The 26,993-nt window shown below is 72.3% G+C and carries 30 protein-coding genes and 1 tRNA gene; 6 read left to right on the forward strand and 25 right to left on the reverse strand.

Translation table 11 applies throughout. The annotated features are described in order from the left end of the window. Nucleotides 1-74: 74 nt before the first annotated feature. The 18 genes from D7Y15_RS44315 to D7Y15_RS44320 all read right to left on the reverse strand — a co-directional run bounded on the left by D7Y15_RS44315 (nt 75) and on the right by D7Y15_RS44320 (nt 12,304). Entirely contained in the window at nt 75-320 is a 246-nt protein-coding gene (locus D7Y15_RS44315; RefSeq protein ID WP_148712903.1) for a hypothetical protein, read from the reverse strand. After that, nucleotides 317-868: an XF1762 family protein gene (locus D7Y15_RS44855; RefSeq protein ID WP_158629137.1), complete on the reverse strand. Its 552-nt coding sequence runs from the start codon at nt 866-868 to the stop codon at nt 317-319. Before D7Y15_RS44855 ends, D7Y15_RS44315 begins: the two co-directional genes overlap by 4 nt. Beyond that, on the reverse strand, nt 865-1,527 hold the full coding sequence (locus D7Y15_RS30135; RefSeq protein WP_121754720.1) for a hypothetical protein: 663 nt from the start codon (nt 1,525-1,527) through the stop codon (nt 865-867). Before D7Y15_RS30135 ends, D7Y15_RS44855 begins: the two co-directional genes overlap by 4 nt. Further along, nucleotides 1,524-3,248 (reverse strand): DEAD/DEAH box helicase, encoded by a 1,725-nt coding sequence (locus D7Y15_RS30140; RefSeq protein WP_199745997.1) that lies wholly within the window; start codon nt 3,246-3,248, stop codon nt 1,524-1,526. Before D7Y15_RS30140 ends, D7Y15_RS30135 begins: the two co-directional genes overlap by 4 nt. Then, complete coding sequence (locus D7Y15_RS30145; protein WP_121754721.1) at nt 3,245-3,628, reverse strand: hypothetical protein; 384 nt, start codon at nt 3,626-3,628, stop codon at nt 3,245-3,247. The genes D7Y15_RS30140 and D7Y15_RS30145 overlap by 4 nt, the downstream gene beginning before the upstream one ends. After that, nucleotides 3,625-6,006 (reverse strand): DNA cytosine methyltransferase, encoded by a 2,382-nt coding sequence (locus D7Y15_RS30150; protein ID WP_121754722.1) that lies wholly within the window; start codon nt 6,004-6,006, stop codon nt 3,625-3,627. The genes D7Y15_RS30145 and D7Y15_RS30150 overlap by 4 nt, the downstream gene beginning before the upstream one ends. Further along, nucleotides 6,003-6,149: a hypothetical protein gene (locus D7Y15_RS44860; RefSeq protein ID WP_158629138.1), complete on the reverse strand. Its 147-nt coding sequence runs from the start codon at nt 6,147-6,149 to the stop codon at nt 6,003-6,005. Before D7Y15_RS44860 ends, D7Y15_RS30150 begins: the two co-directional genes overlap by 4 nt. After that, nucleotides 6,146-6,652 (reverse strand): DUF1643 domain-containing protein, encoded by a 507-nt coding sequence (locus tag D7Y15_RS30155; protein ID WP_121754723.1) that lies wholly within the window; start codon nt 6,650-6,652, stop codon nt 6,146-6,148. Before D7Y15_RS30155 ends, D7Y15_RS44860 begins: the two co-directional genes overlap by 4 nt. Then, a complete protein-coding gene (locus tag D7Y15_RS30160; protein ID WP_121754724.1) occupies nt 6,649-7,299 on the reverse strand; it encodes a hypothetical protein in 651 nt (216 codons plus the stop codon). The genes D7Y15_RS30155 and D7Y15_RS30160 overlap by 4 nt, the downstream gene beginning before the upstream one ends. Next, a complete protein-coding gene (locus D7Y15_RS30165) occupies nt 7,292-8,491 on the reverse strand; it encodes a DUF5131 family protein (RefSeq protein ID WP_121754725.1) in 1,200 nt (399 codons plus the stop codon). Before D7Y15_RS30165 ends, D7Y15_RS30160 begins: the two co-directional genes overlap by 8 nt. Further along, the gene (locus tag D7Y15_RS30170; protein ID WP_120595860.1) at nt 8,484-8,675 is read right to left on the reverse strand and encodes a hypothetical protein; all 192 of its coding nucleotides are present in this window, start codon (nt 8,673-8,675) and stop codon (nt 8,484-8,486) included. Before D7Y15_RS30170 ends, D7Y15_RS30165 begins: the two co-directional genes overlap by 8 nt. Continuing rightward, nucleotides 8,668-9,024 carry a hypothetical protein gene (locus tag D7Y15_RS30175; RefSeq protein ID WP_121754726.1) on the reverse strand — a complete coding sequence of 119 codons (357 nt, stop codon included), beginning with the start codon at nt 9,022-9,024 and terminating at the stop codon, nt 8,668-8,670. The genes D7Y15_RS30170 and D7Y15_RS30175 overlap by 8 nt, the downstream gene beginning before the upstream one ends. Continuing rightward, nucleotides 9,017-9,322 (reverse strand): LexA family transcriptional regulator, encoded by a 306-nt coding sequence (locus tag D7Y15_RS30180; RefSeq protein WP_121754727.1) that lies wholly within the window; start codon nt 9,320-9,322, stop codon nt 9,017-9,019. The genes D7Y15_RS30175 and D7Y15_RS30180 overlap by 8 nt, the downstream gene beginning before the upstream one ends. Continuing rightward, the gene (gene dbpB / locus D7Y15_RS30185) at nt 9,319-10,935 is read right to left on the reverse strand and encodes a DGQHR domain-containing protein DpdB (RefSeq protein WP_233605134.1); all 1,617 of its coding nucleotides are present in this window, start codon (nt 10,933-10,935) and stop codon (nt 9,319-9,321) included. Before dbpB ends, D7Y15_RS30180 begins: the two co-directional genes overlap by 4 nt. Then, complete coding sequence (locus tag D7Y15_RS30190; RefSeq protein ID WP_121754728.1) at nt 10,932-11,150, reverse strand: hypothetical protein; 219 nt, start codon at nt 11,148-11,150, stop codon at nt 10,932-10,934. Before D7Y15_RS30190 ends, dbpB begins: the two co-directional genes overlap by 4 nt. Next, nucleotides 11,147-11,860, reverse strand: coding sequence for a PP2C family serine/threonine-protein phosphatase (locus tag D7Y15_RS30195; RefSeq protein WP_121754729.1), 714 nt, complete (start codon nt 11,858-11,860; stop codon nt 11,147-11,149). Before D7Y15_RS30195 ends, D7Y15_RS30190 begins: the two co-directional genes overlap by 4 nt. Then, nucleotides 11,857-11,994: a hypothetical protein gene (locus tag D7Y15_RS44865; RefSeq protein WP_158629139.1), complete on the reverse strand. Its 138-nt coding sequence runs from the start codon at nt 11,992-11,994 to the stop codon at nt 11,857-11,859. Before D7Y15_RS44865 ends, D7Y15_RS30195 begins: the two co-directional genes overlap by 4 nt. A gap of 240 nt (nt 11,995-12,234) precedes the next feature. Further along, nucleotides 12,235-12,304, reverse strand: a tRNA-Ser gene (locus D7Y15_RS44320). 97 nt (nt 12,305-12,401) lie between these two features. Between D7Y15_RS44320 and D7Y15_RS30200 the strand changes: the two genes are divergently transcribed. The 6 genes from D7Y15_RS30200 to D7Y15_RS30225 all read left to right on the forward strand — a co-directional run bounded on the left by D7Y15_RS30200 (nt 12,402) and on the right by D7Y15_RS30225 (nt 19,667). Continuing rightward, the gene (locus D7Y15_RS30200; RefSeq protein ID WP_121754730.1) at nt 12,402-13,100 is read left to right on the forward strand and encodes an RNA polymerase sigma factor; all 699 of its coding nucleotides are present in this window, start codon (nt 12,402-12,404) and stop codon (nt 13,098-13,100) included. Next, nucleotides 13,097-13,897: a hypothetical protein gene (locus D7Y15_RS30205; RefSeq protein WP_120578204.1), complete on the forward strand. Its 801-nt coding sequence runs from the start codon at nt 13,097-13,099 to the stop codon at nt 13,895-13,897. The genes D7Y15_RS30200 and D7Y15_RS30205 overlap by 4 nt, the downstream gene beginning before the upstream one ends. Beyond that, nucleotides 13,894-15,624, forward strand: coding sequence for a caspase family protein (locus D7Y15_RS30210; RefSeq protein WP_121754731.1), 1,731 nt, complete (start codon nt 13,894-13,896; stop codon nt 15,622-15,624). The genes D7Y15_RS30205 and D7Y15_RS30210 overlap by 4 nt, the downstream gene beginning before the upstream one ends. Nucleotides 15,625-15,716: 92 nt before the next feature. After that, nucleotides 15,717-17,030, forward strand: a complete 1,314-nt coding sequence (locus tag D7Y15_RS30215; RefSeq protein WP_121754732.1) for a hypothetical protein — start codon at nt 15,717-15,719, stop codon at nt 17,028-17,030. Between the two features lie 127 nt (nt 17,031-17,157). Beyond that, complete coding sequence (locus tag D7Y15_RS30220; RefSeq protein WP_233605135.1) at nt 17,158-18,792, forward strand: DUF6311 domain-containing protein; 1,635 nt, start codon at nt 17,158-17,160, stop codon at nt 18,790-18,792. Nucleotides 18,793-18,899: 107 nt separating this feature from the next. Then, nucleotides 18,900-19,667, forward strand: a complete 768-nt coding sequence (locus tag D7Y15_RS30225) for a VOC family protein (protein WP_233605136.1) — start codon at nt 18,900-18,902, stop codon at nt 19,665-19,667. Nucleotides 19,668-19,682: 15 nt separating this feature from the next. On the opposite strand, the gene larC is transcribed toward D7Y15_RS30225, so the two are convergent. The 7 genes from larC to D7Y15_RS30260 form a co-directional block, all read right to left on the reverse strand. Next, complete coding sequence (gene larC / locus D7Y15_RS30230) at nt 19,683-20,849, reverse strand: nickel pincer cofactor biosynthesis protein LarC (RefSeq protein ID WP_121754734.1); 1,167 nt, start codon at nt 20,847-20,849, stop codon at nt 19,683-19,685. Between the two features lie 6 nt (nt 20,850-20,855). Beyond that, nucleotides 20,856-21,608, reverse strand: coding sequence for a nickel pincer cofactor biosynthesis protein LarB (gene larB / locus D7Y15_RS30235; protein WP_121754735.1), 753 nt, complete (start codon nt 21,606-21,608; stop codon nt 20,856-20,858). A gap of 44 nt (nt 21,609-21,652) precedes the next feature. After that, nucleotides 21,653-22,243, reverse strand: coding sequence for a chemotaxis protein CheC (locus D7Y15_RS30240; protein WP_121754736.1), 591 nt, complete (start codon nt 22,241-22,243; stop codon nt 21,653-21,655). Continuing rightward, entirely contained in the window at nt 22,240-24,642 is a 2,403-nt protein-coding gene (locus D7Y15_RS30245) for a chemotaxis protein CheA (protein WP_121754737.1), read from the reverse strand. The genes D7Y15_RS30240 and D7Y15_RS30245 overlap by 4 nt, the downstream gene beginning before the upstream one ends. 68 nt (nt 24,643-24,710) lie before the next feature. Further along, a complete protein-coding gene (locus D7Y15_RS30250) occupies nt 24,711-25,079 on the reverse strand; it encodes a response regulator (RefSeq protein WP_014400067.1) in 369 nt (122 codons plus the stop codon). A gap of 71 nt (nt 25,080-25,150) precedes the next feature. Then, entirely contained in the window at nt 25,151-25,573 is a 423-nt protein-coding gene (locus D7Y15_RS30255; RefSeq protein ID WP_120578197.1) for a chemotaxis protein CheW, read from the reverse strand. A 49-nt stretch (nt 25,574-25,622) separates the two neighbouring features. Then, nucleotides 25,623-26,993, reverse strand: a 1,371-nt coding sequence (locus D7Y15_RS30260) for a methyl-accepting chemotaxis protein (RefSeq protein ID WP_233605137.1), incomplete at its 5' end; no start/stop codon positions are given.

Raw genomic sequence — 26,993 nt, forward strand, 5'->3', positions numbered from 1 at the left:
ACCCTCGGCGATCTCTGGAGGCGGCGGAGGGATGGGCCGGCGACGTGGGCGAGCGGGCGGCGTGGGGCAGGTGCTCATGGTGTCGGGTCCAGGGTGAGCTGAGGACAGCAGGCGGGCGGGACGGGCCGGTCCGAGCAATCGGCCAGCGCTGCGACGCCGTGGCGGCAGCTGGGCCAGGGGCCCGGGTGGCCCTCGCGCACGGACTCCGAGGCGACGCGCGGCGCATGGGGCGACGGCCGGCCGTCATAGGTGCCGGCGTCGCCCTGGCTCGTGGCTCCGCAATGCTCGCAGCGCACGGCGGGCAGGCGGCAGCGGCTCACCGAGCACCTCCAGCCATCAGCGCGAGGAGTGGCGGTTCCGGCTCAACGTCTTCATCCCGTTCCGGCAGGGCCTCGGGGTAGTCACAGAGGAAGCGCACCCATCGCGTCTTCGGCCCGAGCGACAGCGCGCCGCGCGGGCGTGAGGGCCGGTTCCAGGACTCTTCGCGCACTGCTTCCCGCACGCCCCACCAGCCAGCCGCCCGGAGGCTAGCGCCGTCCTCCGCGTCGAGCGTGTAAGTGATGATGGCGTAGTACCCCAGCGCCTGCGCGACGCGCGCCGCCGCGCTGTAGAGGAGACTGCACGCGTTCGGCGTGCCGTCGGTGCAGCAGCGGTTCACCTCGACGATGCGGCGCTCGTCGATTTCGCGCGCGACGGGGTTGCCGACGATGGCCACGCCGCACAGGCGGTTCCGGGACGGGTCCCAGAGCCCGTGGCGCCAGCGACAGCCCGGCACAGGCTCATGGTGCCTATGGTGCTCGTTCACGAAGGCATTGGCCTGCTCCAGCGTCACGGGTAGCAGCCGGAGCTGAGGGTTGCAGCGGCTCAAGGGGACACCCCCGTGGCGCAGCTGTGCGGCCGGCACCCGGATGCGGTGCAGCGCCAGGCCCGGCACGTAGGGCACTTCGTCATCGCCCGCCGGCAGCTGCACTTTCGGAGGACGCGGTCACGGAGGCTGGCGGGCTCACGGCCTCCGGAGCGCGCCGCGAGGGCCTCGTAGGCGTCCCAGCGCGCCTTGTCCTCCCCGACGACGGCGCCGAAAGCGAGGCGCACGCGGGCCAGCACCTGCGCGGGCACCTCCCACAGCGTGTCCGCCGGGCCGGGCTCGCAGTCGACGGGCTCCGGCAGCGACACCACGTCCTCCAGCCACAGGCCCGCCGGGCCCACGTACCAGCGTGACTGCCGCTCGCCGTCCGGCCACAGCGACACCGTGGCGACGCGCGCCACCGCAACCACCGCGCACGTCGGCAGCTCATCCGCAGACGGAGCGCTGACGCCCGGGCCGTTCCAGGATGCCATCCAGCCCTTGAGCTCTGACACGTACTCCGCCGCCGCGCACACCGCGACGTAGGCGCCCAGCACGTCCGCAGGCGGGGCCCGGTGCAGGTTGAGCGCCGGCGCGTTGCGGACCTGGACGGCCCAGGCCCACGGCTGGGGCGCAGTGACGCCGAAGATGGGGACGCGCATGGGGGCGTCGCAGGAGCTCATGCTGCCCTCCGATTCTTCAGGAAGGCCTCAGCCAGCTTCCGGACGCGGCCCTCGTCCGTCTCCAGCCGCTCCATGAGGCTGGCCTGTGGGTCGCGGATGCCCTCCATCTGGTTGCGCTTGATGCCGAGGACGTCCGCCACCACCGGGTCCGAGCCGGAGTCGGACACCAAGAAGTAGGCCATGACAGGGTCCGGCTGGCCGTCACGGTGGACACGGCCGCACGCCTGCTCATGCACGCCTGGGCTCCAGTCCAACTCGCCGAACACCACCGTGCGGCAGCAGTGCTGGAGGCCGTCGAGGCCCGCGCCCGCGCGCAGCGACATGATGAGGATGGGCGTCTGGCCCGACTTGAAGCGCTGGGCCTGATCCTCCTTCTGCGCCGGGCTCTCCTGCCCGGTGAAGATGGCCGGGGAGTACTCCGCGAGCCGCTCGCGCCAGATGCTGTACACCTCGTGGTGCCAGCCGTAGAGCAGCACGCGCTCGCCGTTCTCCACCAGCATGCGGACGAACTCCGCGACGAAGGGCGCCTTCGCGATGCCCGTGGCCTGCCGCAGGCGCCAGGACAGCTCCCCAGACGCGTGGAGCCGCTCCTCGGGCTTCACCCCGCCCTGAGCGAGGATGATGCGGGCGAGCTCCGCGGCCTTGTCCTGCACCTCGTCGAGCACCCGCGTGTCCGACTCCACGGTGTGCACGTCGCGTGAGAGGGACGGCAGCTCCCGCCCGACGTCCTGCCGCGTGCGGCGCAGCATGAGTCCCGCGTCTCGCAGGTACGTGCCGAAGGCGCGCGGGTCCTTGAAGTTGAGCTTCTCGTCCACGCCGGTGCACCACTCCCGGCTGAACTCCTCGCGCGTCCCCAGCACCCCGGGCTTGAGGGCGTCGAGGACGTGAAACATCTCCCCGCCGTAGTTGTAGATGGGGGTGGCGGACAGGCCGATGACGAAGGGCGTGCGCTCCGCCAGGTAGTGGGCGGCCCGGTACTTGTCCGACTCGGGTCCACGCCGCAGCTCCTGGCACTCGTCAAAGACGATGGAGCGCACACCCGCGTTGGCCAGCGTGTCCGCCCAGCCCGACAGCTTGTGGTAGTTGAGAATGAGGACGTCGGGCCAGGGCAGCTTCCGCCCGCCGCGCCCGCGGGTGACGTCCTCCGGCGTCGCGCGCTTCGCCACGTGCACGCGCAGACGCGGGAGGAAGCGTGCCAGCTCACGCTGCCACTGCCGGGGCAGGTGCGTCAGCGTCACCACCACGGCGGGCAGCGTGCGCGTGTCAGTGAAGCCCGTCAGCGCGGAGGCCGTCTTCCCCAGGCCCACGTCATCCGCCAGCAGTAGACGCTGCAGGCGCAGCCACATGTCCGCCGCCTTCCGCTGGTACTCGCGGGGCGGGACATTCATCGCGAAGTCGGGCGCCTGGTACTCGGCGGCCAGCAACTCCGCCACCTGCGCTTCACGCCGGGCGTGCTCGCGCGCACCGCGCCGGAGGAAGGCCTGGGCCTCCTTCCCCACCACCTCCATGGGGTAGCGCTCCAGGAACCACTCCAGCTCGCGCGCTGTCTCCGCGGTGGCGGCCAGGAGGACTTCGCCGACGTCTCCCTTGTTGATGCGGTCGAAGACGCGCTTCAGGCGCACGGCGACGTGGGGCTCCGCCTGCACCACCCACGCGGGCCGCTCACCGCTGCGGCTGCCCAGCTTCCGCGCCTCCAGGCGTACCGTCCCGTACGTCTTCACAGCAGGCCTCCCTTCAACACGGCGACGCGCACGGGCTTGCCCTGCATGAGGGCCGGCAAGCTGTCGTGGCGAGAGCGGGTGGTGACGAGAAGGAGGGCGTGGATGTCCTCCCGCTCCGCGTAGTGCAGCAGCTGGCGGGTGACCTCGGACAGGCCCCCGTCCACCTTCACCTCGAGGCCCACGCGGGCCTCCGTCAGCAGGAAGTCGATGCGGCCCGCCTCTCCCAGCCGCACCTCGCGCTGGAAGGGGATCCCCGCCTCCTTCAGCACCTGGGCGAGCGCCTCCTGCAGGAGGGCCTCCCCGGCGCAGCGGAAGCGGTGGCGGGTGACGAGGGCGCGGGCCTGCTCCAGCGCCGTCATGGCGGGCGTGGGCGCGTTCACGCCGCGTACCCCTCGAAGCCCGGGCGGAACCAGAAGTCACTCACCAGCGACCAGCCGTGGCCCAGCTTCGACTTCAGCGCGGCGAGGAGCTGCTCCTCCTGCCAGACGAGGGCGCCGCCCGCGGGGATGCCGTCGCCCACCATGCTCCGCACGCGAGCATCGCTGGAGGAGACGAACTCCAGCGGCTGCCCGTCCACCACCGGCGGCAGGCCCTGGAGGACGGCCAGATCGAGCGTCGTGAGCGGCCGGTGCCAGCAGCCCGACAGCGGGGAGAGGATGGCCGGGGCCAGCGCGCCCTTGGGCGGCTCCCAGCCCTCGGCGAGCAGCGCCAGCGCCAGGTGGATGCTGATGACGAGCCGGGGCGCGGGACGCGGGTCCGCGATGGCCGCGGAGCCGTTGTCCACCTGGAGGCTGCCCGTCACGGTGCGCGCCGGAGAGTCCCACTCCAGGACGCCGTAGAAGCCGTTGCGGCAAGTGGGCCCTACCCCCAGCGCATCGAGCGCGACGGCCGCGCGCGAGTCCGCGAGCGCGGCCGGCGTGTTGCTGCTGCTCACTGTCGCGGAGCCGGAGACAGTAGGCGCTGGGTCGCGCTCGTTCAGGACGCCGAAGAGTCCGGGGCGGCCTGCGTAGGTGCCCGCGCCCGTGGCCGTCTGGCCCAGCCCGACAAGCTCAAGGACGCGTTGGTCCGCCACCGAAGGGGCGCCGCTGCCCGGGCGCGAGGCGGCCGTCACCGTGCCCGACGGGCTACCCCACCCCGTCACCGCGTACTTGTTCCGGTGGCGCAGCGGGTTGTCCGTCCCCATGGCGATGCCGTCCAGGCGCGGATCCGCCACCGAGACCGGGCTGCTCCCGCCGGAGACGTAGGGCATGCCGATGACGGTGGGCGCGGGCTTCTCCCACGCGATGACGCCGCAGGTCCCCGCGCGGCCGTCCGCGCGCAGCGCCAGCGCGTCGAGTGGGCGGGCGTCAGCCACCACAGGCGCACCGGCCTGGACGTCGGTGGCGCCCGTCACCGTCTTGCCCGGAGCGAGCCAATCCTGCACTCGGTACTGGTCCGCGAAGCGCTCGCCGCGGGCATGCGTGAGGGCCACCCCCTCCAGCGCGCGCGGGTCAGCCACGGCCGCGCCGCCGTTGTCGTGCCGGGCAACGCCGCGCACCGTGGGCGCCGGGGCGTCCCATGCCGTCACGCCTTCCGCGCCGCGCCGCGGGGCGTGCCCGAGACCGAGCGCGTCCAGGGAACGAGGGTCAGCGGCCGACGGCATGCCTGCCGTCATCGACGTCACGCCTGTGACGCAGGTGGCGGCCGAGTCCCAGTCGCCCACGCGGTACTGGTTGGTGAAGCGCCCGTCCTTCCCGTAGGCCAGGGACTCCAGCCCGCGCGGGTCCTCCACGGCGCACAGGCCTGCCCCCCCGGGCCCGGCCACCGTAGGCGCCGGCTCCGCCCAGCCCTGCACCGGGTGCCTACGGTGCACCTCGCGCCGCCGCTGGCCCTGCCGCACCGGCGTGCCGAGCTGCTCCTCCACCAAGTCGCGGAAGGGGCCCGTATCCACGCCGGCCGGCCACAGCCCGCGCGCCTCCAGCCACGCCACCACGCCCCCGCGCGGCGGCAGGTCCCGCCAGTCCCCGCCCGGCGGCACCAGCGCCAGGCGCACTGCGTTCAGCCATTCAATCTTGGGCAGGCGGTGGTGCTTCCCCGCGCGCGGGTCATCCGGGAAGGGCAGCGGCCCGAGCACCTCGCCCACGCCACGCAGGCGCTTCTTGCTGGGCATTGCCACCGGCACCGGGCAGCGCTTCGCGTCGCGCCAGCAGATGGTGAGGCGCTGGCGGCGCTGGGCCAGTCCCGCCTCCTCGCCCAGGTCGTGCTCGACGACAGACACCTCGTAGCCCGCGCGACGGCCCAGGCGCAGCACCTCCGCGAGGTTCTCCGGGCACCGGTGCCGGTATGCCGGCACGTTCTCAATGACGACCATGACGGGCCGCTCATCGCCCTGCCACGCCGCCAGTACCTTGCGCGCGGCCTTCACCGCGAGCCGGTTCATGTCCTGGTACTTCTTCGTCGCCGCGCGCTCCTTGGAGGTGAGCCGGGAGGCGCCCTTGCACGGGGGCGACCACTTCATGAAGTAGGGCGCCCTCTCTCCGAAGAAGGCACGCAGCTCGCGCGGACGCATGCGGCCGATGTCCGCGCAGAGCGACTTCGCGCCCGTCAGCTTCGTGAACGTGTCGCAGCGCTCCTGCTCGAAGTCGATGCCACCCACGTTGCGGACCGTGGCGCGGTGGCCGTCCATCTCCACCTGGGCGCAGTCCGCGCCGTACGCGCCGACGCCCGCGCCGCAGAAGAGGTATCCGACGGTGAACTCGTGTTCCTGGATGCAGCTCATGGACGGCTCCAGACGACAGCAACGGCGCCGAGCGCCGCGAACAGGGAGAGGAACGAGAAGAAGGAGGCGCCCACGCGCGGCTCCGCGCGGGCGAAGAGGTAGCCGGTGACGGCGCCGGCCAGGAGGAGGCGCGCGGGGCTCACGTCAGCGCCTCCCGGTAGAGCTGCGGCCGCAGGTGCCCAGCGAGGTACAGCGGGTGCCGAGGCTCGCCCGCGCCAGTGAGCGCGAGCGCGTGCACCGGGTGGTGCCGGCGCAGCAGGGCCAGCACTGCGGGCGCGCGCTGAGGCACCAGGCGGTGGGCGCCCCATGCCCCGACGACGAGAGAGGCCTCGCATGCGGCGGACTCAAGGGCCGCGTCGTTGAGCGGGCCCACCGCGTCCTTCGCGGGCATCAGGTCCGCCGGGTCCGTGGCCCGAAAGGCGAAGAGGTTGCAGAGCGTGAGCGCCCCGTAGCCCCAGGCCTGCGCGAAGGCCACGCAGCGGCGCAGCGTCGGGTCGTCCTGCTGCCCGTCGGCGACGGACGGGTTCAACATGACGAAGAGGACGCGCGGCGCATCCTCCTGCGCGGACCAGCGGCGCCAGAGGCGGTACCGGTACAGGCCGCACTCGCTCAGCTCGGCGCCGGCATCCAGGTAGCGGGGGCTCATCGCGAGCCCTCCACTCGGCGGAACTCCACGCGCCACACCCACGGGTTGGCGTCCCAGGACTCGGCGCCGTTGATGGAGCGCCAGAGCGACGTGAACGACTCGCGCGCCGTCACGTGGTACGAGACCTCCTCGAAGGAGGGCGAGGGCTCGTAGTTGAGCCAGCCGCACGCCTCCGGGTGGCGCTCCACGCCCTCGGCCCACGCGTCCTCCTCGGTGATGTCGTGCAGGCGCTCCGCGTGCACGCTCACCACGTCGAGGAAGATGCGCGCCCCCTCGCGGTGGACGCCGTTGGGGACGCACCGGCCCACGTGCGCGGGCTTGAGCCGGTCGGGCCAGAGCACCATCGCCGTCGCCCCGTCGACCTCGTAAAAGAGACGCACGTGGCCAGGACGCCCGTGAAGCGCCACTCGGGCGCGCTCGCGCACCCAGAGCCGATCCCCAGCTTTCCCGTAGGGGCTCAGGAGCGCCAGGGAGCGCACCTGAGGACGGCCCTCGGGCGTCTGCCCGTAGCAACCGGCCTTCCAGCACAGGTTCCCCATCAGGTCGATGGTGGGCTGGGGCTTGATGAGGCGTCGCGTGACTGTCTTCCGGCCTGCCATGACTTCGCGGACCAGCGGCACCGTGAAGGAGATGGGGCCTTCACGCACGGGCCACCTCCGGCATCTCGTCCCAGGTGCGGCCATCGAGGACGCGCCCAGCAGCCTTCTTCCCGAGGGCGAAGAGCGTGTGGACCTCACCGCCCACAGGCAGCGGCTCCGTGGGGAAGGTCACCTCCGGCACGCGGCAGCGGCGCGTGCTGTCCTCCGGCATGCCTTCCGGCACCGGCTCGTAGAGCGCGTCCGCCTCCTGCTCCGTCATCGTGCAGTAGGGCTTCCACGCTCCCCACTGCTTGAAGAAGAAGCACACGCCCGCGCTCACGCACTGGTCGCGCAGGCGTCGCGCCCAGACAGGGTGCATGGGCCGGGCGCCTGGGCCTGACTCGCCACCGCCAACGACCCAGTGCAACTGCGGCCCGTCATCCTCCGGGCCCGGGCCGCCATCCTCGTAGCGCGCCCCCGAGCGGTAGCTCTCTGCCTGCCTCGCTCCCCATGTGGAAACCAAGGTGCCTTCGTGAGCGCATTCCGGGCAGCGGTCCGGCCCCTGCGGAGCGTTCTCGGCGCCGCAAGAGCTGCAGTGGTCGATGCGCTCCAACCACTGCGACAGGTTCACCGGCCCGAGCAGCGGCTCGCACGAGAGCCACCGCACCGCCGAGGGAGTGCGCAGCAACTCCGGGATGCGCTCGTCCGCGCGCTGCTGGTCCTCCACCGACACGCCCAGCCACACGTTGGGCAGCGGCCAACGCAGCTCGTCCGGCTCCAGGTTGAGCCCGCGCCGCGTCGCCTCCATGGCTGCGATGGACAGCACCTGGCCCCGGAAGTCCTCGCTGCCCACGGTGCGCGCCATGACTTCCGCGCGCTTCGTCAGCACCTGGAAGGTGTGCCGCCGCGCGAGCGCCATCACCGCGAACACCTTCGCGATGTCCTTCACCGTGAGCGACTCGTGGAAGAGGTCGCTCATGCTGTTGACGAAGACGCGCCGGGGCTTCCGCCAGTGGAGCGGCTCCAGCAGCTTCTCCGCGTCGAGCACCACCTTGCCCGTCCACCGAGGGCCCGCAGGGGTGCTCTTCACGAGCCCCTCGTAGGCCTGCCCCGGCCCCGACAGCCGGATGGCCATGCGCTCCGCGTAGCAGCCGCCCTTGCGCGCGCCGGGAGTGCCGGCACCGCAGCCTGGGGAGACGCGGGAGCAGCCCCGCGTCGGGTTCCACACGACGTCCGTCCATTCGATGGCCGTCTCAGCCATGGCGCTTCGCCTCCTCGCGCTGCGTGGAGAGGCCACCGGGCAGCACGCGCAGCACAGGCCGGCCAGTGTTGGGGGGACGCATGCGACGGCGGAGCGAGCGAAGCCCCAGGAGTAGCGACGCGGCCGACACCAGGTTGGCGAGGCCTGCCACGAGGTGGAGCGCAACGAAGAGCCCGTCACGCATGGCGCACCTCGGGGCCCGCCGCGAAGGTGGCCAGCAGCACCGCCTTCGCGCGCTCGTGGAAGGGCTGCTCCCGCTTCTTCGCCGTGCGCCACAGCCGCTCGCAGGCAGGATGCCGGCAGGTGGCCACCGGGCGCTCCTTCACCTCGCCGAGCTGCAGGTGGCGCGGGCGCAACGTCCAGCACACCGCGCACCGGGCCTTGAGCCCGCCGTGCCCAGCGTCCTCCGGCGACGTGGGCGTCTCGCGGTACAGCCGCAGGCGCAGCAGGCCGCGCTCGCGCCTCGGGCACGTGCGCACCAGCAAGCGCACCTGCTCGCGGCGCTCCTCAGCCGTGGGCAGCAGGCTACCCATGGAGCACCCCGGGGTGCTCGGAGAGGTATGCCCGCGCCACGCTCTTGCCGGACGGGGTGAGGCGCAACGAGCGCGCGACCTTCGCCTCGCGCGTCAGGAGCCTGAGCTGCTCCAGGCGGCCGAAGTAGTCGTGCGCAGCGTTCGTCGAGGTCCAGCCGAAGCGCTCGCACAGCTCACGCGCCGTGGGCGCGCGCTCGTGAGCCTCCCTGTAAGCGTGGACGTAGGCCAGCACCTCCTGCTGGCGCTGCGTGGGGGCGCCCCCGGAGGGGCCATTCTCGGGAGGGGGACGGCAGCTCATGCGGCACCAGCCTTTCGGGTGCGCCGGTGGGGTTTCGCCGCGCGGCGCTCGCGGTAGAGGGCGCCCAGGTGCTGCGCGAGGAGGGCCACCTCCTTGGGGGTGTTCTGCAGGTCGTTCCACCGCCGGCTGCCGGTGGGGAATGCCCAGGCGCCGGACGTCCAGGCGCAGGCGTCCTGCACCAGCGCGAGCTCGCGCTCGAAGTCGGCCTGCGTGGGCGTGGCGTTGCCCTCCTGCGCGAGGAAGTGGCAGGCGGCGTCCATGAGGAGCGACAGGGCGCGCACGCCCGCCCCATGCGACAGGCGCGACTCCTTGGGCTGCCGGGCCCAGGCGTCCGGCCAGGTGCTGGCGACGGCGGCCCACCACGCGGACACGCGCGCCACCATGGCGTCCACGCCAACGCCCCCGCGCGCCAGGTCGAAGAGGGTGCCGTTCTCCAGGCTGTCCTCCAACGCGCACAGGAGGGACGTGTCCTTGATGACGGCTGAGAAGAGCTTCCCCCCGGCCCTCCCGGTGGCGCGCGGGCACGTCTGGGTAATGACGAGGCCGCGCAGGCTGCTGCCCTCGTCCAGGTTGAGGCGGGCGAGGAGCTGCGCCGGCAGGCGCTTGCGCTCCAACGCCACGGGAAGCGCCGCCGTCGTGCTGGGCAGCAGCTCGTGGATGAGCCCCTTGGGCAGGGGCTTCGTGGAGTTGACCAGGATGAACTGCTCGGCCTGCTGGCCGACCGTCTCCGCGACGAAGCCGGTGCAGGCCAGCTGGAAGGCCGTCACCGCCGCGTCACGCACGGCGGCCAGGCGCTGCTGCCCGTCCACGATGAATCCTGGGGCGTCAGGCGCGTCCGGCGCGGTGGCGCGCGGGATGACGAGGTGCCCGTGGCGCGATCCCTCCTGCGCTCCCGGGAGTGCCTCGAAGCGCACGCGCGCGTCGAAAGCGAGCACCACCGCGTTGGGCACCAGGGCCCCCGCGCTCTCCATGTACTCGCGGATGGCGTCCACGTGGGCGCGCACCTCGGGGCGCTGGTATCCCTCCAGGACGCCGTCGGTGCGCTTCACGCGCGAGACGGTGGCGAAGGAGGGCACCTGCTTGCCGTCCACCGCGAAAAGGTAGAGGCGCCGGCCGGATGGCTGTTCAACCTCCAGTGCCGGCACCCGAAGGGGAGCCCGCGCCGCGGCGCGCATCCGGCTCGCCTCCGCGAGGATGCGCAGACGCGCGCCCTGGGTGGCGCCCTTGAGCGGCTCCACGAGCGTCCACGCCTCACGCGGGGCAGCGGCGAGCGCGTCCTGGAGAGGCTCCGCGTACGTCCGGCCCGCGTAGACGAGGAGCTCAACGGCACCTGCCGGGTAGAGGCGCTCGAGCGCGTCCACCACCTGCCGACCCCAGGCGCCACGCGCCTCGCGAGGCATCCCCCGGAGGGTGACGTCGTAGGGCGCCACCTCCTCGTCCAGCGGGAGCAACCCATGGAGGGCCGACAGCACGTAGACGTGGGACGAGTTGGCCGCCGCCTCCGCGAGGTGCGCGCGGAAGAGGCTCCCCGTGTAGAGGTCTCGCGCAGGGGCGCGGTGCTTCAGCTTCGCCTTGCCGCAACCCACCAGGGCCACCTGAACGAGGGCGCTCATCGCGTGGGCCTCCGGGTGACGACGGTGGGGCAGTTGGCGGTGCGCCCGCGGCGGGCGCGGTCCAGGTCATCGGCCCGCGCCCAGGCCTTCCGCGCGTCCGCGTCCCAGACGCTGACGACGACGCCGGTAGGGTCGCTGATGGAGACGCGGTGTCCCGTGCCGCTGCGCAGGGCCACTCGGACGACGGCGGCGGAGTGGGTCCGGGGCGCGCTCACGCGGAACCTCGCACCGTCTCCGGGGCGTCCCCGGGCACGTGCACCACCAGGGCGGTGCAGTTGTCACGGCTGCCGGCGGCGAGCGCGGACTCCACCAGGGCCTGGGCGGCCACCTGGGCATCGGCGCCGTCCGTCAGCACGGCGGCGAGCTGCTCCGGCGTCAGCGACTCGTGCACGCCGTCCGTGGACAGTAGCCACACGTCCCCGGGCCGCACGTCCGTCTCCAACACGTCCGGCGTGCAGTCGGTGCCGCGCAGGCTGCCCAGGCACCGCGACAGGACGTGCCGACTGTCGCGGTGGTCCTCGGTGAGTTGCTCCAGCGTGCCCGCGCGCAGCCGGTACACGCGGCTGTCGCCCACGTGCGCCACGGCAGCGCGCCCGCCCGCCACCACCAGCAGGGCCAGCGTCGTGAGCCCCGAGTGCCTGCCGACGCGCTGCTCGTGTTGGACGGCGCGGTGGGCGTACGCGACGGCGGACTCCAGACCGCGCTTGAGCGAGCCATCAAAGGCAGCAGCCTCGCTCAGGTACGGGTACCCCAGCACCGTCCGCACCGCGACCTGGGCGGCCTTGTCGCTGCCCTCGTAGCTGCCCAGGCCGTCCGCCACGGCGGCGACGAGCCCGGCCGGGCCCTGGGTGTGGCTCACGGCGTCCTGCTGGTAGTCCCGGCGGCCCTGCTCGGAGCACGAGCCCACGTCGAAGGGGTGGCTCATCGGCCACCGCCCTTCGTGCCGCGCCGGACCTTGGCATCCGTCCCCGTGGACGGGAGACTCACGGTCGAGACGGTGACCTTCAGCGCCTCCAACTCCGCGACCGCGACAGCGAGCGCGTGCCGCCAGCAGGCCATGGGGGGCTGACCGCCCAGGGTGCTGGCGCGACAAACAGCGCAGCCAGGGACCAGCGGAACCCGCAGCCGGAGAGCCGTGACGGCGTCGGTTCCCGGAACCAGGGGCAGCCGAGGAGGCTCGGACTCAGCCTCCGACTCACCAGAATTGGGTGGGAACTGGGTGGAAGGGCTGCCCGGGAGGGGAGAGAACTTCCCCTCCCGGGTGCCACTTTCCTTAGTCCCATCAACTACTTGGGACAGCGCGCGATGCAGGATTCGAACCTGCGGCCTTTGGCTCCGGAGGCCAACGCCCGGGCTCAATAAAACGCGCGCCGTGCGTGTGGGGACGACCCGGATTTCGGGGTCATTTCGTATCTCATTTCCAGAAGGGGCCCGGCCGGGCGCCTCCATGAGACGGAGCATTCCGCGTGCTGCCAGGAACCGAGCGGTCAGTCTTGGAGGCCTTCCGCCGGGGTGACACCGCCGTGCTCACCCAGGTCTACCGCACCTATTCACCCGAAGTGCTGCGCTACCTGTCCCGGCGCTTCTCCGTCCACTCGGAGACCGGCACCCGCTCCATCGCGCTCACGCCGCTGGACCTGGACGCCGCCCATCAAGAGACCTTCGTTCGGGCCTTCCGCCCCCACATGCGCCAGGCCTACGACGGCGTGCGCCCCTACCTGGGCTTCCTCCTCACCGTCGCGCGCTCCACCGCCATCGACCTGATGCGCGCCTCCGGCCGCGTGGCCCGGGAGGCCATCCCCCTGGATGACGCTCCGGAGCTCACCCATGCCCCCACCGAGAGCAAGAGCCCGGAAGAAGAGGCCCTGGGCGCAGAGGTCCGCTCCATCGTGCGCCGCTTCCTGGAGGCCCTGCCCGCCGAAGGGCGCGCCCTGGCCCAGCTGCGCTTCATGGACGGCCTGTCCCAGGAGTCCGCCGCCGACCAGCTGAAGCTCACCCGCGGCGAGGTGCGGGTGCGCGAACGCCGCCTGCGGTTGCAGTTCACCGAACACCTGAAGGACTCGGGCTGGCTGGACAGCGACACCGTCCCGGGACGCCTGCAATGGGGCGCCCTGCTCGCCACCCTGGCCCTGCTGTACGCCATCCCATTCGGGAGCCTCCCATGAAGTGGTACGAGCGACATGTGGACGCGGGACTGACGCGCTGGTCCCTGGGGGAGCTGTCCGCCCCCGAATCCTCGCGGCTCCTACGTCACGCCCACGCCTGCGCCCGCTGCGGCGCCCGCTACGACAAGTGGGCCCGCGCCCACCGCGTCCTCGAGTCCGGCCAGACGGACGCCCCCACCTCCACGGAGCTGGAGACCCTCACCGCCGCGGGACTCGAAGCCGCCCTCAACGCCGCCTCGCCCCCGGACGCCGCCCCCGCGCGGTGGCCCACCCTCGCGGTGCTCGGCGCCACGCTGGCGGCCCTGTTCCTCGCGGTGATGGTGACCCCCTCGTCCTTCGGCCCCACCGCCTCCATCGAGCCCACCGAACCCGAGTTCAGCGTCCGGGGGGCCGTGCATGACCCGGCTCCACCCTCTGCTCCGGTGGCCCAGGCCGTCCTGCGCGTCTTCTGCGCGAAGCCCGGCCAGTCGCTGCACGAGCTGCGCGCTGGGGCCGCGTGCACCCCGGGCGCCACGCTGGCCTTCGCGGCGGGTGCCCGTCCGCCCTACACCCACGTCGCGGTGCGCGTGCGCGCCGGCGGCCACGAAGAGGTCAACGGCCCCTTCCCGCTCAGCGGCAAGGCCGGCGAGGAGCGCCCCCTGGAGCTGACGGTCGCGCTGCCCGCGGGCTCCGATATGGCGGAGGTCACCGCCACGTTCTCAGAGCACCCGGACGCAACCCTGTCAGCCCTGCGCAGCGGGACGACAGCGGGGGTGGTGGTGCTCAGGCAGGAGGTCCGGGTAAAGGATTCTCCATGAAGAAGCTGGAAGTCCTCCTGGGGGCAGTGCTGCTGATGGCGGCGCCGGAGGCATTCGCGGACACCGTGCGGCGCGCGCTCGTCATCGCCCACAACGGCAGTGACGACCCGGCGCTCGCGCCGCTGCGCTACGCGGATGACGACGGCGTGCTGTGGGCGGAGACGCTCAAGCGGCTGGGCGTGGAGACCACGCTGCTCGTCGACCCGGACGAGCCCACGCGCAAGGGCGGCAGCCTGGTGCTGAAGTCCGCGCAGGTCCCCACGCGCGCCGCGGTGGAGCAGGCCGTGAAGCGGCTGCAGGCGGCGACGCTCGCGGACCGCGCGACGGGACGCCAGACGGACGTGCTCATCGTCTACGTGGGCCACGGCAACACGGACGACGCGGGCCGCGCCTACTTCACGCTCGCCGATGCGCGCCTGGACCGGAGCAGCCTCTATTCGGAGGTCGTGGATCCGCTGGGCGCGGACTACGTGCACGTCATCGCGGATGCGTGCCGCGCCTCCGGCGTGGTGGGCAGCCGAGGCGGGACGCCGGACGCGGCGGTGCTGGCGGAGCTGCGCGGAGTGCTCGCGCGCGAGCAACTGGCGTCGCGTCCCCACGTGGGCGCCCTCTTCGCGGAGAGCGAGGACGGCGAGACGCACGAGTGGTCCCGCATCCGCGCGGGCGTCTTCAGCCACGTGGCCCGCTCCGGCCTCCTGGGCGGCGCGGACATCAACGGCGACGGACAGGTGGAGTACAGCGAGCTGGCCGCGTTCGTGGCCGCCTCGCTGCATGGCGTGAAGGGCATGCCCGCGCGCCTGTCCGTCAACGCCTTCGCGCCCACCGCGGAGCCCCGCCGCCCGCTGGTGGGCCCCGCGCCCGAAGGGCCTCGCGTCACCTTCCCCGCGGGCTTCGAGTACGCGCGCCTCTCCGTGGAGGACGCGGACGGCCAGCGGCTGGTGGACGTGCGGCGCTCGCCGCAGCAGTGGACGCAAATCCTGCTGCCGCCGCGCGACGTGTACTGGGTGCGCGCGCCGAACGCGGAGGCGCGCGTCACGCTGGCGCAGCTGTCCTCGGGCACGCCGGAGTTGCGCCCGCGCGAGTTGCAAGAGCGAGGTCCCGCGGAGGAGGCGCTCCGCCGGGGCCTGTTCGCCGTTCCGCTGGACCGGTCGTTCTACGACGAGTACGTCGCCGCCGTGGGGCTGGTGCCGGTGGACTTCAGCAATCCCTTCCAGCCGTCCGTCATTGGCGGGGCGCGCTCCCCGCTGGCCGTGGCGTCTCCGTCCGACTGGACGTCGCGGTTGGAGCTGGGCCTGGGCGCGGGTCGCTCGCCGTTGGGGCTGGCGAAGTTCTCCGCCGGGCCCAGCCTGTCGTGGCGCACGCCGTCCTCCATGGACCTGCTCTACTACGGCGTGCGCGGGGCGTATGGCGTGACGCCGCTCGCGGCCCAGGACGGCATCCGGCTGCACCGCTTCACGGTGGAGGGGCTGGTGGGGTTGGAGCGTCCCGCGAACACGCCGCTGTTCGCGGAGGTGGGGCTGGGCTGGGGGCTCCTGGGCCTCACGGCGCCGGGCTTCCGCCAGGCGGACCCCGCGATGCTCACCGGCCACGTGGCCGCGGGCGTGACGGGGCGGTTCGCGGGAATGCCGCTGCGACTTTCAGCCCAGGTGGGCGTGGATCGCGTCACCGCCAATGGCAAGACCGTCATGGACGGGCAGTACGGCCTGGAAATCTCACTGAGGCGCTAGCGGACGCGGGCCGTCGGGCCCGGCCGTGTCCGTGCGTGGGTGCGCCGCTGTCCGCGCCCACCGCGCCAACCTCGAGCCCTGACGGTCCTTCCGTGTCCCGTTCATTCTTCGTGCACACCGCGCTGTCGAGCGCCGCCGTGGCCACCGTGCTGCTGGCCGGCTGCGACCCCATCTGCACGAATGGGGTCTCCAAGTCCGGGCAGGGCCAGGTGACCCGGAGCGCCTCCGGCACCTGCGTGCAGCTCGTGGTGACCCGCCCCGACGCCGGGGAGGAGGACGACCCGGACGGGGGCGATGGCGGCGCGCTCCCCGACTCGGGCACGGATGGCGGCGAGTGCGGCGCCGTCCCAGGCTGGACGACCCGGGTGCTGGACGAGGGAATCGACATCATCATCGCCGCGTTCGTCTTCGACGCGCAGGGCGTGGGCCACTACGCCTATTCGAAGAACTCCCGCCTCCACGTGGGCACCACCCGGCCGGGCGATGTCCCGGTGCGCGTGGAGAGCGTGTGGACCGCCTATGACGTGCACATGGCCGTGGCCACGGACGGCACGCACCACGTGCTGTTCCAGCAGGGCAACAACGTCGGCTACGCACACGACACCGGCGGCGTCTGGCGGTCCCAGGTGCTGAGAGAGGGCTGGGCGGCGGCCATCACCCTCGACGCCCAGGACGCGCCCCACCTGCTCATCGGCCGGCCCTACCCCCAGGTGGGCTATCTGCACGGCACCCGTTCCAGCACGGGGAGCTGGGACATGGCGCCACTGGAGGCGGTGGGCGCCAAGGGCGACCGTGAGCGGATCGCCGTGGATGCCGCCGGGTACGTCCACATCGTGTTCGTGCGCATGGACGACATGGGGAAGTCCCAGGTCGTGTACGCGAGCAACACGTCAGGGGCGTGGCTCGCCGAGCCGCTGGACTGGCGGATTCCCTTGAGTTCACCGCGCTACCGCATCGCGCTCGAGGTGGACTCGGATGGACGCCCCTCCGTGGTGGGCTCCAGCACCCAGGGGGCGTGGCTGTGGACGAAGGAGGCCAGCGGCTGGACGTCGTACGGACTCGGGGCCTTCCTGAGCCGGGGTCCCGCGCTGTCGCGAAGCACCGCCTACCCGACCCTCCGCCATGCCCTTCTGGATGATGCGGACGCGAACGCGGACTCCAGCGGGAGCACCAGCCAGTTGGTCGTGAAGGTGCTGGACGGCACGAGAGCCGCCGGCGGAACGCTGCCGCTCACCGTGGAGACGCTGGACGGCGGGAATGCGTTCCCTGCTTCCTCCGCGGTGCAGCTGGACGCCCAGGACCGGCTCCAGGTGGGCTTCTCCTACGTGCACTACCACTACCCGCCAGACGGCGGCGCGCTGGAGACGACGCGCGGCCTGCGCTACGCGCGCTACTGCCCCCGTTGAGACCCGCCAGGGAAGCAGGCGGTTGCGGGGCACGGAAGCGGGCGCCTACAGTCGCCGCGCCTTGAGCGAGTCCGTACCCTCCCTGAGTCCCCCGCCCTCTTCTTCCACGTCCCACCGGGCCCTCGTCGTGGCGCGAGCGCTGGCGGTGCTCGGCGGGCTGGGCTGGTTCCTGTGGCTGGGCGGCGGGCCGGTGCTGCCGCCCACGCGCATCGACTGGATGATGCGCGAGGACTGGGCCGCGCACATCTTCGGCTGGCTCTTCTTCCGCAACGCGGACTGGACGCTGCCCCTGGGCGCGGCGCCCAACCACTTCTACCCGTATGGCTCGTCGGTGGCGCTCACGGACGGCAACCCGTGGCTGGCGCTGCTCTTCAAGCCCCTGTCGCCGCTGTTGCCCGTGGACTTCCAGTACACCGGACCGTGGCTGGCCCTGTGCTACGCGCTGATGGGGTACTTCGGCGCGCGGCTGGTGGAGACGGTGTCCCCGCGCCCGGTGCCCATGGTGCTGGGCGGCACGCTGCTGGCGCTGTCGCCGGTGATGGCGGCGCGCTTCGGCCACCCCACGCTGTGCGCGCACTGGCTGCTGCTGGCCCTGCTGTGGCTCAACCTGCGGGACATCCCGGACGCGCGCACCGCGACGCGGAGCCTGGGCCTCGCGGCCCTCTTCAACGCCATCGCGTCAGGCACCCACCCGTACTGGGTGGGCATGCTGATGCCGCTGACGCTGTCGCTCGGGGTGCGGCTCGTCTGGAGCCGGAAACTCGGCCCCGCGCGCGTCGCGGCCCTGTGCGCGGGCATCGCGGCGCTGGACGTGGGGCTGTTCGCCCTCTTCGGCTACTTCGGCGGCGGCGGGCTGGGCGCGGAGGGCTTCGGAGAGTTCTCCGCGGACCTGGCCACGCTGGTGAACCCCATGGGTTGGGGCCGCTTGCTGCCGGACCTGCCCGCCGCGCCCCGGCAGGGCGAGGGCTTCGGCTACCTGGGCGCGGGGGCGCTGCTGCTCGGCGTCGTGGCTTGCGTGAGCCTGTTCGTGCGCAGGCGGGAGGCGCGCACGCTGGACTGGCGCCGGGTGCTGCCCGCGGCGGTGGTGGTGCTGCTCATGGCCGTCTACGCGCTGTCGTCGCGCGTGACGTGGCTGGGCCAGCCGGTGGCGGACCTGGGCTCGCTGTACGCGCCGCTGGTGAAGGCGACGAACGCGTTCCGCGCCTCCGGCCGCTTTGTCTGGCCGCTGCACTACCTGCTCGTCGTCGGCGCGGTGCTGCTGGTGGCGCGCCTGTGGCGCGGCGTGCCCGCCGTGACCGTGGCCGCGCTGACGGTGGCGCTGGCGCTCCAGGCGTACGACGTGCGCGAGGACAAGAGCGCCCTCTTCAAGCCCGTGCGCTTCCATCGCCTGAAGTCCGCGGAGTGGGACGCGCTGAAGGGCCCCTACCAACACCTGGCCCTCTTCCCGCCGCAGGTGCAGTGGGTGTGCCGCTATGACGAACCGCTGGTGAACGCGCTGGCGTATCAGGCGTACCGGCTGAAGCTGACGTTCAACAGCGGCTACGCGTCGCGCACGCCGGAGGCACTGGCGGCGGAGTGCCGCGCGCAGCTGCCTACGGGTGGCCTGGACGCGAGCACCGCGTACGTCGTCCTGCCGCCGCACGTGCAGCCCTTCCTCGACGCGGGCGCCAACTGTGGCCTCGTGGAGGACCTGCCGGTGTGCGTGGTGGGGAGCAACACGGATGCGTTCGCGCAGGGGCTCGCGCGTCAGCCCCGCCGTTGACGCAAGGCGACACTGAAAATCCTTTCAGTCCTCTTCTGATCCGCTGTTACCTTGCAGGTAGCCCGGGTTTCTCCGGGCGCACAGCGAGGGGAGCGACGATGCCTGCGATGACGAAGCACGCTGCGGGGACGGTGTCCTGGGTGGACCTGGCGGCCTGGGACCTGGAGAAGGCCCGGGACTTCTACGGGGCGCTGTTCGGCTGGACGTTCGACCCCACGTCCAAGGACAACGGCTACTACACGATGGCCCGCAAGAACGGCCAGCACGTGGCGGCGATGATGCCGCGCCCCAAGGACGCGCCGTTTCCGCCGGCATGGAACACCTACTTCGCCGTGGAGAGCGTGGACCGCTCCGTCGCCCGCCTGAAGGAGCTGGGCGGCAAGGTGATGATGGAGCCCATGGACGTCATGCAGGCGGGGCGCATGGCCTTCTGTACGGACAACACCGGCGCGGCCTTCGGCTTCTGGCAGCCGAACCTGTTCAACGGCGCGGGCCTGGTGAACGAGCCCGGCGCCATGACCTGGCACGAGGCCAAGACGCGCGATGGCGCGAAGGCCGTGGCCTTCTACAAGGACCTCTTCGGCATGACGGCGGACAAGATGCCGGATGAGCGGATGCAGTACTGGGTCGTGAAGAAGGACGGCCGTGAGACGGCCGGCGTGATGCAGCTCGACGACAAGACGCCCGCCGAGGTGCCGCCCCACTGGATGGTCACCTTCTCCGTGGCCAACACCGACGAGGCCGCGGCCACCGTCACCGCCAAGGGCGGCAAGGTCATCATGCCGCCGTTCGACTCACCCTACGGCCGCATCGCCGTCGTCACCGACCCCGGCGGCGCGGCCTTCGGCGTCATCACCCTGGCGCAGCCGGCTTAGTCAGCGTCCCGAGCCTCAGGGCGTGAGGGCCGCCATCGCGGCGGCCATCACCTGCTTCACCGGCACGCCCGCGGCCCGGGCCAGCCGGACGCAGTCGTCGAACTCCGGGTGCGCGTTGAGCACCCGGCCGTCCCGCAGGCCGCGCTTCACGCGGACCTTGCCCCAGGGCGTGTCCACCTCCACGAAGTCGCGCTCCAGCGCGTGGCGCTCCACCCGGTGGTAGCGCACGCCCAGCGACGTGGACTCACGCAACAGCACGTCCACCACCGCCTCGCGCAGGCCGCCCTCCACCAGCGCGCCCAACAGGTGCGCCGGCCGGCCCTTCTTCATCACCACCGGGGCCACCCACGCGTCCTTCGCGCCCACCTCCAGCAGCCGCTCCACCAGGTGCGCCAAGAGCTGCGGCGTGGCGTCATCCAGGTTCGCCTCCACCACCCACAGCCCTTCGGTGGCCTGCGTCTCCACGCGGCCCAACGACGCGCGCAGCACGTTGGGCCGGTCGCGGAAGTCCTTCGTCCCCACGCCGTAGCCCACCTTCTCCACGATGAAGTCCGGCGGGTGGCCAATCTTCGTCAGCACCTTGAGCAGCGCGGCGCCCGTGGGCGTCGTCAGCTCGCCCACGCCCTCGAAGCGCACGGGCACGTCGCGCAGCAGCTCCAGCGTCGCGGGCACGGGGATGGGCATCTGGCCGTGCGCCACCCGGATGGTGCCGCTGCCCAGCGGCGGCGGCGCGGCGTGCACCTCCGGGTCGCCCAGCAGCTCCAGCACCACGGCGGCGCCGCAGATGTCCACGATGGAGTCCACCGCGCCCACTTCATGGAAGTGGATGGCGTCGATGGACACGCCGTGCACCTTCGCCTCGGCCTCTCCGATGGCGCGGAACACCGCCAGGGCTCGAGCCTTCGCGCGCTCCGGCAGCGTGGGCGCGGCTTCAATCAGCTGGCGGATGTCCGCGTAGGCGCGGTGCGGGTGCGCTTCCTTCGCGTCCAGCACCACGTCCAGGTGCGTGCCGCTGATGGCGTGGCGCACCGCGCGCGACACCGCCAGCTTCCAGCCCGGCACGTTGAGGCCGGAGAGCGCCTGCGCAATCGCGTCCGGCGACACGCCCAGGTCGATGCCCGCCGCCAGGAACATGTCCCCGGCGATGCCGCCCACGGGCTCCAGGTAGAGGATGCGCCGCATGGCCTGTCAGCTCCGTCCCTTGGTGCGGGAGATGAGCGCCGCGTAGAAGCCGCCGCCAAACCCGTTGTCGATGTTCATCGTGGCCACGTTGGAGGCGCACGAGTTCACCATCGAGAGCAGCGCGGAGATGCCCCCGAGGTTCGCGCCGTAGCCCACCGACGTGGGCACCGCCACCACCGGGATGCCCACGAGTCCACCCAGCGCGCTCGCCAGCGCCCCCTCCATGCCCGCCACCGCCACGGCGACGTGGCACTCTTGAATCTCCTCACGCCGGCGCAGGAGCCGGTGGATGCCCGCCACGCCCACGTCGTAGACGCGCCGCACTTCCGCTCCCATGGCCTCCGCCGTGAGCGCGGCCTCCTCCGCCACGGGGATGTCGCTGGTGCCGCCCGTGACCACCGCGACGCGGCCCGCCTTCACCTTGCGCTGGGGCAGGTGGAAGATGCGCGCCACCGGGTGGTACTGGCCCTTGGGGAAGCGCGCCACCAGGGCCTCCGCCTTGTCCGGCTGCAGCCGCGTCACCAGCACCGTCTGCTTGCGCTCCACCAGCGCGCCGACGATGCCCAGCACCTGCTCCACCGTCTTGGGCTCGCCCAGCACCACCTCCGGGAAGCCGAACCGCAGGTTGCGGTGCGTATCCACCGTCGCGTAGCCCAGCTCCGCGTACGGCAGGTCCTTCAGCTTGCCCACCGCGTCGTCCAGGGTGACCTTGCCCGTCTTCACCTGGCCCAGCAGGGCCCTGAGCGCCTTCTCGTCCATGGGCGAGCGGTCTACCCCAGCCGCCCCCGCGCCTCCAGGCGGACCTAGAGGCCCAGCCGGGACAGCAGCGCCTGGGCGCTCCCGCGCTCCAGCACCAGCAGCATCTGTCCGCCCAGCGGCGTGGGCCCCGAAGCCGAGAAGCGCGCCGCCAGCACCACGCCCGGCCCCGGCTCCACGTCGCCCAGCACGCCCGCCAGCACCGGCCGCACCGGCCCGCGCTGGAGCTGGGGCACGGAGGGCAACAGCCGCCAGCCCGTCAGCCGCCCGATGGCGGACAGGCACGCGCTGGCGAGGATGTTCGCAGCCTCGGCCAGGGCGCTCTCGCGCTCCTCGGGGGACGCGGGGTGGCCTCGCACCAGCGCGGACTCCAGCGCCTCCGCGTCCACGGACGGCAGCGCCAGCACCAGCGAGCCACGCAGCTCTCCCGTCATGCCCAGGCGCACGGCGACGGCGGGGGCGTCGTCCGCGAAGAGCGCGGGGCCCTGGGTGGCGTCCGTGACGCGCACCTCGGGGATGGACAGGTCCACGCGGCCACCCACCAGCCGGGCCAGGGCGTTGGCGCCGTGTCCACAGCCGATGTTGGCCACCTCGCGCAGGGCGTCGAGCTGCGCGTCACTGGGCAGGGGGGGGCTCACGCGGTCAGTAACCTCGGGACGTCCAGGATGAACACGGGACGACCGCTGCCCAGGATGGTCACGCCGGACAGTCCCGGCAGCAAGTCCAGGGGACGGGACAAGGGTTTGAGCACGACTTCCTCCTGCCCCAGGAGGCGATCCACCGCCAGCGCCACCTTGCCGGTGCCGGCGTCTCCTTCCATCACCACGAAGGGCCGGTAGCCGGGCATGGGGGACGCGGGCACACCCAGGAGCGTCTCCAGGGCGTGCACCGGCAGCAGACCATTGCCGTGAGGCAGGAGCGCCGTCTCACGGCTGCGGCTCAGGGACTCCGGGTCCGCCTCCGTGGCGCCCACCACCTTGGCGATGGGCAGGCCGAACACCTCCTCCCCCACTTCGACGAGGAGCAGGTGCACCACGGCGACGGTGAGCGGCAGGCGCAGCGTGAAGGTCGTGCCCCGGCCGCGCTCGCTGTCGATTTCGAGCGTGCCGCCCACGCTCTCCACCACGCGCTTCACCGCGTCCATGCCCACGCCGCGGCCGGAGATGTCGGTGATGTCCTTGGCGGTGGAGACGCCCGGCAGGCACGACAGGAGGAACGCGTCGCGGTCCGCCATGCGATGGGCGGCGTCCTCGGTGATGAGCCCGCGCTTGAGCGCGGAGGCCTTGAGCTTCGCGGGGTCCATGCCCCGGCCGTCGTCCTCGATGTCGATGATGACGCGGTCGCGCGCACGGCGCACGGTGACGGTGACGCGGCCCCGCGCGGACTTCTTCGCGGCCGCCCGCTCCTCCGGGGACTCCAGGCCGTGGTCGATGCAGTTGCGCAAGAGGTGCAGCAGCGGGTCGGCCAGCTCGTCGAGGATGGCGCGGTCGAGCTCGATTTCAGCGCCGGTGATGACCAGCTCCACCTCGCGCTCCTTGCGGCGGGCCAGGTCGCGCGCGGCGCGGGGCAGCCGGTCGGTGATGAGCGACAGCGGCGTCATGCGCGCGCTCATGACCTTGTCGTGCAGGTCCTTCACCAGCGTGTGCAGCCGGTAGACGCCCTCCTCCAGCGCGGGGCGCGTGTTCTCCGGCAGCACCTTGCCCACTTCGCGCAGGCGCGCGGTGGCGAGCATCAGCTCACCCACCGTGTCGAGGAAGTAGTCGAGCAGCTCCGTGCGCACGCGCACCGTGCGAGAGCCCGCGTCCGCGGTGGCGCGCGCCGGGTCCGACGCGGGCGCGGCCACGGGGAGCACGGGCGGCTCCGGGACGGCCGGAGCGACGGAGACGACCTCCACCTCCGCCACGTTGCGCAGGGCCGCCTGGATGCCGGCGTCGCCCACGCCGGTCTCCACGTCCACCTGGATGTAGCCGTCCGGGATGCGGCCGGCCTTGAGCTCCTCCAGAGGGGGGCGCAGGTCCACCAGCGTGCCCAGGGAGGACAGCCGCTTGTGCACGAGGAACGCGCGCACGCCGGGCACCTGACAGGTGGGGGAGATGCGCAGGCGCACCGACCAGCGGGGCGCGCCGGCCTTGCCGTCCACGCCGCTGGCGGCGGCCTTGAGCCCCGAGGCCAGCGCCACCACGGAGGTGGAAAGGTCGTTCTCCGGCAACACCGCCAGGGACCGCGCGGCCGGGGCACCGTAGAGGGCCTCCGGGCCGCTCAGGTCGCGAGGCGGCATGAGCGTGGCCGGCGGCATCACCGCCAGGGCGGAGGGCGGCGCCGCGCTGGAAACGCCCGGACTGGCTGTCCCAGAGGCCGCGTCACCGCTGGACGTTCCCGAACCGGAGGTTCCCGGAGTCGAAGGCCCGGCCCCGCTCGACGCGGAGGTTCCCGAGCCCGAAGCCTCGGCGCCAGAGGCTCCCGAGGCACCGGCCGCGCTGCCCGGAGTCCCCGAACCCGACGCGGGCCCGGCGGAGCCACCCGGCGTCCCTGAACCCGAGGCACCCGAAGGGCCCTCGCCCCCTCCCGAGCCCTCCCCGTCATCTCCTCCGGACGGGGTCGCGGGCTTGAGGGCGGTGACATGGGCCACGCGGGTCGCGGCGGGGGCGTGGCCGGTGAGCGACTGCACGCGGGCGCTCAACTGATTGAGCAAGCCCTCGGCCTGCTCCGGTTCGCGGTTGGACGAGACGGCGCGCACCTGGGCCGTCAGCGTGTCCGTGGCGCTCAACAGCAGGTCCACCAGGTCCCGGTCCAGGAGCTTGCGGTCCTGCCGCACCGCGTCCACCAGGTCTTCCACCCGGTGCGCCAGCATCGCGATGGGCTCGAAGCCCATGGACGACGCCATGCCCTTCACCGAGTGGGCGTGCCGGAACATCGAGTCCACGGTGCTGGCGGTGGCCTCGCGCTCCAGCTCCACGAGGTCCCGTCCGAGCGCCTCCAGGTGCTCGGTGGCCTCCGAGATGAAGAGGCCCAGATACCGGGACATGTCCATCGTCATGACCCGGCACCTCCTTCACAGGCGGAAGGGGCCGCGACCCGGGCGGGAGCGGTCCCTTGCGCGCCGATTCAGGCCTCGCCCAGCACCTTCTTCACGACCGCCAGCACGTCCTCCGCCCGGAACGGCTTGACGATGAAGTCCGAGGCACCCGCCTCGATGGCCTCCATCACCAGGCTCTCCTGTCCGAGCGCCGAGCACATGATGACGACCGCGCTGCTGTCGGCCTTGATGATTTCCCGCGTGGCTTCAATGCCGCTCTTGAAGGGCATCACGATGTCCATCGTCGTGAGGTCCGGCTTCAACTCCTTGAACTTCTCCACGGCCTCCAGGCCGTTGGCCGCCTCACCGACGACCTCGAACCCTCCAGACGCAAAGATGTCCTTGATCATGTTGCGCATGAAGATGGCGTCGTCGACGACCAGCACCCGCTTAGCCATGTGAAGAACTCCGCCTCCGTTTCAGGCCTAGAGGGAGCGCACCCTATCACCGGCCGTTTCCGGGGGGCTACTCACTTGGAGGGAGTGAACAAGGCAACGACCGCCGCATCAAGTCCTTCCGGATCCAGCACGGTCACTCCCAGACCGCCCAGGCGGGCAACGCCGCGAACCGCGGGCATGGCCTTGCCCGGCGCGGCGCTGACGCGCTCCACCGCTTCGATGCCGTCCACGTCCGTCACAAGGAGGCCCAAGTCCCTGCGACCCCGGTCCAGTAGCACGACACGGCACAGGGGCGTGGGACCTTCTGGCAGGTGGAGCAGCTGGCGGAGCTCCACCACCGTCACCACCCGGCCGCGCAGGTTCATCACCCCGGTGATGGCGGCCGGGGCCCGCGGTACACGTGTGTAGCGCTCCGGGGGGACCACGACCTCCCGGACGGCCGACAAGGGCAACCCGTAGCGTTCCTTCTCGACCCGGAAGATGACGTGCCGCACGGTGAAGGCCCTTGTGCCGTAAGGCGGCGACAGGCGGGGGACGGGGCGCTCAGGGCCCCAGGCGGAAGCTGCGCACCACGCTCTGCAGCTCCACGGAGAGGTTGGTCAGCTCGCTCGCCAGCGACGTCATCCGCGACACCGCGGCCGTCTGCTCCTGGATGACGGCCTGGATGGCCTCCGTGGAGCTGGCGTTGTTCTTCGCCACGAGCTTGATCTCCTCGATGGCCTTCACCATCTCCTCGCTGCCCTTCATCTGGTCGCGGGTGCTGTCGGAGATGAGCGTCACCTTCTCCGCGCCCTTGCGGGCGGTGTCGGTGATGGCCCCCATGGAGCGCATGATGTCGGTGAGATCCTCACGGCCCTCGGCCAGCTCCGCGATGCCTTCCTTCATGGCGCTGACGACGGAGGTGGACTGGCCGGAGATGTCGCGCGCCAGGCGGGAAATCTGCTCCGCGGAGCGGCCGGCGCTCTCCGCCAGCTTGCGCACTTCATCCGCCACCACCGCGAAGCCGCGGCCGTACTCGCCCGCGCGCGCCGCTTCGATGGTGGCGTTGAGGGCCAGGAGGTTCGTCTGCTGCGCCACCTGGGTGATGGCGTCGACGATCTTCGAAATCTCCTGCGTCTTCTCGCCGAAGGCGAACACCTGCTGGCTGGCGGACTCGATGCGGTTGAAGACCTTCTTCACCTTGTCGCCCGCGAGCCGCGCCGCCTTGGAGCCGTCCTCCGCGCTGCTGCTGGTCTCCGCGGACGTGCGGGCCGCGTCCAGGGCGCTGGCCGCCGTGCGCTGGATGCTGCCGGCCATCTCCGTGATGACCTTGGAGGCCTGCGACACCAGCTGAGACTGGGTCTCCGCGCCGCTGGCGATCTTCTCCATCGACGAGCCCACTTCCTCCGTGGACCCGTTGACGTTCTCCGCGCTGCGCTGAAGGTCGATGGCGGTGTCCGCCACGCTCTTGGCGGTGTCCTGGATCTTGCCCACCAGCTCGCGCAGGTTCTCCTGCATGCGGGAGATGGCGCCCGTCAGCTCGTCGATTTCGTCGCGGGTGCTGTGCACCTCCGCGGCCACGGGCTTGGACAAATCGCCCTGCGAAATCTCGAAGGCGGAGCGGCTGAGCACCTTCACGCGGGTGACGCGCGCCAGCAGCGACGGCAGGACCGCGGCGCCGCCAAAGGTGATGAGCACGCCCACGCCCACCCGGATGATGAAGCTCCAGCGGCCCCAGGACGCGTCGAAGAGGCTCTCCGTGCAGAGCAGCCAGGTGCCCAGCAGCAGGCCCAGCAGGATGTAGCCGGTGGTGATCTTCCGGTGCAGGGACTGCTCGCGAACCGCCTTGGGGCCATCGACGGCGCGCAGCAGTCGCTGCACCGGCTCGCGTCGGGGGGTGAGGCCAGAGGAGGGGTCGTCGCGAAGGGGGCGGCG

This window comes from Corallococcus sp. AB030 (assembly GCF_003668965.1).
GTDB classification, from domain to species: Bacteria; Myxococcota; Myxococcia; order Myxococcales; family Myxococcaceae; genus Corallococcus; species Corallococcus exiguus.

Bases quoted from the DNA above. Each gene is read 5' to 3' on its own strand.
- larC (WP_121754734.1), bottom strand. From the start codon at position 20,849: ATGCGGCGCATCCTCTACCTGGAGCCCGTGGGCGGCATCGCCGGGGAC.
- larB (WP_121754735.1), bottom strand. From the start codon at position 21,608: ATGGACGAGAAGGCGCTCAGGGCCCTGCTGGGCCAGGTGAAGACGGGC.
- D7Y15_RS30135 (WP_121754720.1), bottom strand. From the start codon at position 1,527: ATGAGCTCCTGCGACGCCCCCATGCGCGTCCCCATCTTCGGCGTCACT.
- D7Y15_RS30210 (WP_121754731.1), top strand. From the start codon at position 13,894: ATGAAGAAGCTGGAAGTCCTCCTGGGGGCAGTGCTGCTGATGGCGGCG.
- D7Y15_RS30175 (WP_121754726.1), bottom strand. From the start codon at position 9,024: ATGGGTAGCCTGCTGCCCACGGCTGAGGAGCGCCGCGAGCAGGTGCGC.
- D7Y15_RS30225 (WP_233605136.1), top strand. From the start codon at position 18,900: ATGACGAAGCACGCTGCGGGGACGGTGTCCTGGGTGGACCTGGCGGCC.
- D7Y15_RS30155 (WP_121754723.1), bottom strand. From the start codon at position 6,652: ATGAGCCCCCGCTACCTGGATGCCGGCGCCGAGCTGAGCGAGTGCGGC.
- D7Y15_RS30180 (WP_121754727.1), bottom strand. From the start codon at position 9,322: ATGAGCTGCCGTCCCCCTCCCGAGAATGGCCCCTCCGGGGGCGCCCCC.
- D7Y15_RS30195 (WP_121754729.1), bottom strand. From the start codon at position 11,860: ATGAGCCACCCCTTCGACGTGGGCTCGTGCTCCGAGCAGGGCCGCCGG.
- D7Y15_RS30245 (WP_121754737.1), bottom strand. From the start codon at position 24,642: ATGACGATGGACATGTCCCGGTATCTGGGCCTCTTCATCTCGGAGGCC.
- dbpB (WP_233605134.1), bottom strand. From the start codon at position 10,935: ATGAGCGCCCTCGTTCAGGTGGCCCTGGTGGGTTGCGGCAAGGCGAAG.
- D7Y15_RS44865 (WP_158629139.1), bottom strand. From the start codon at position 11,994: ATGGCCTGCTGGCGGCACGCGCTCGCTGTCGCGGTCGCGGAGTTGGAG.
- D7Y15_RS30150 (WP_121754722.1), bottom strand. From the start codon at position 6,006: ATGAGCTGCATCCAGGAACACGAGTTCACCGTCGGATACCTCTTCTGC.
- D7Y15_RS30165 (WP_121754725.1), bottom strand. From the start codon at position 8,491: ATGGCTGAGACGGCCATCGAATGGACGGACGTCGTGTGGAACCCGACG.
- D7Y15_RS30250 (WP_014400067.1), bottom strand. From the start codon at position 25,079: ATGGCTAAGCGGGTGCTGGTCGTCGACGACGCCATCTTCATGCGCAAC.
- D7Y15_RS30205 (WP_120578204.1), top strand. From the start codon at position 13,097: ATGAAGTGGTACGAGCGACATGTGGACGCGGGACTGACGCGCTGGTCC.
- D7Y15_RS30170 (WP_120595860.1), bottom strand. From the start codon at position 8,675: ATGCGTGACGGGCTCTTCGTTGCGCTCCACCTCGTGGCAGGCCTCGCC.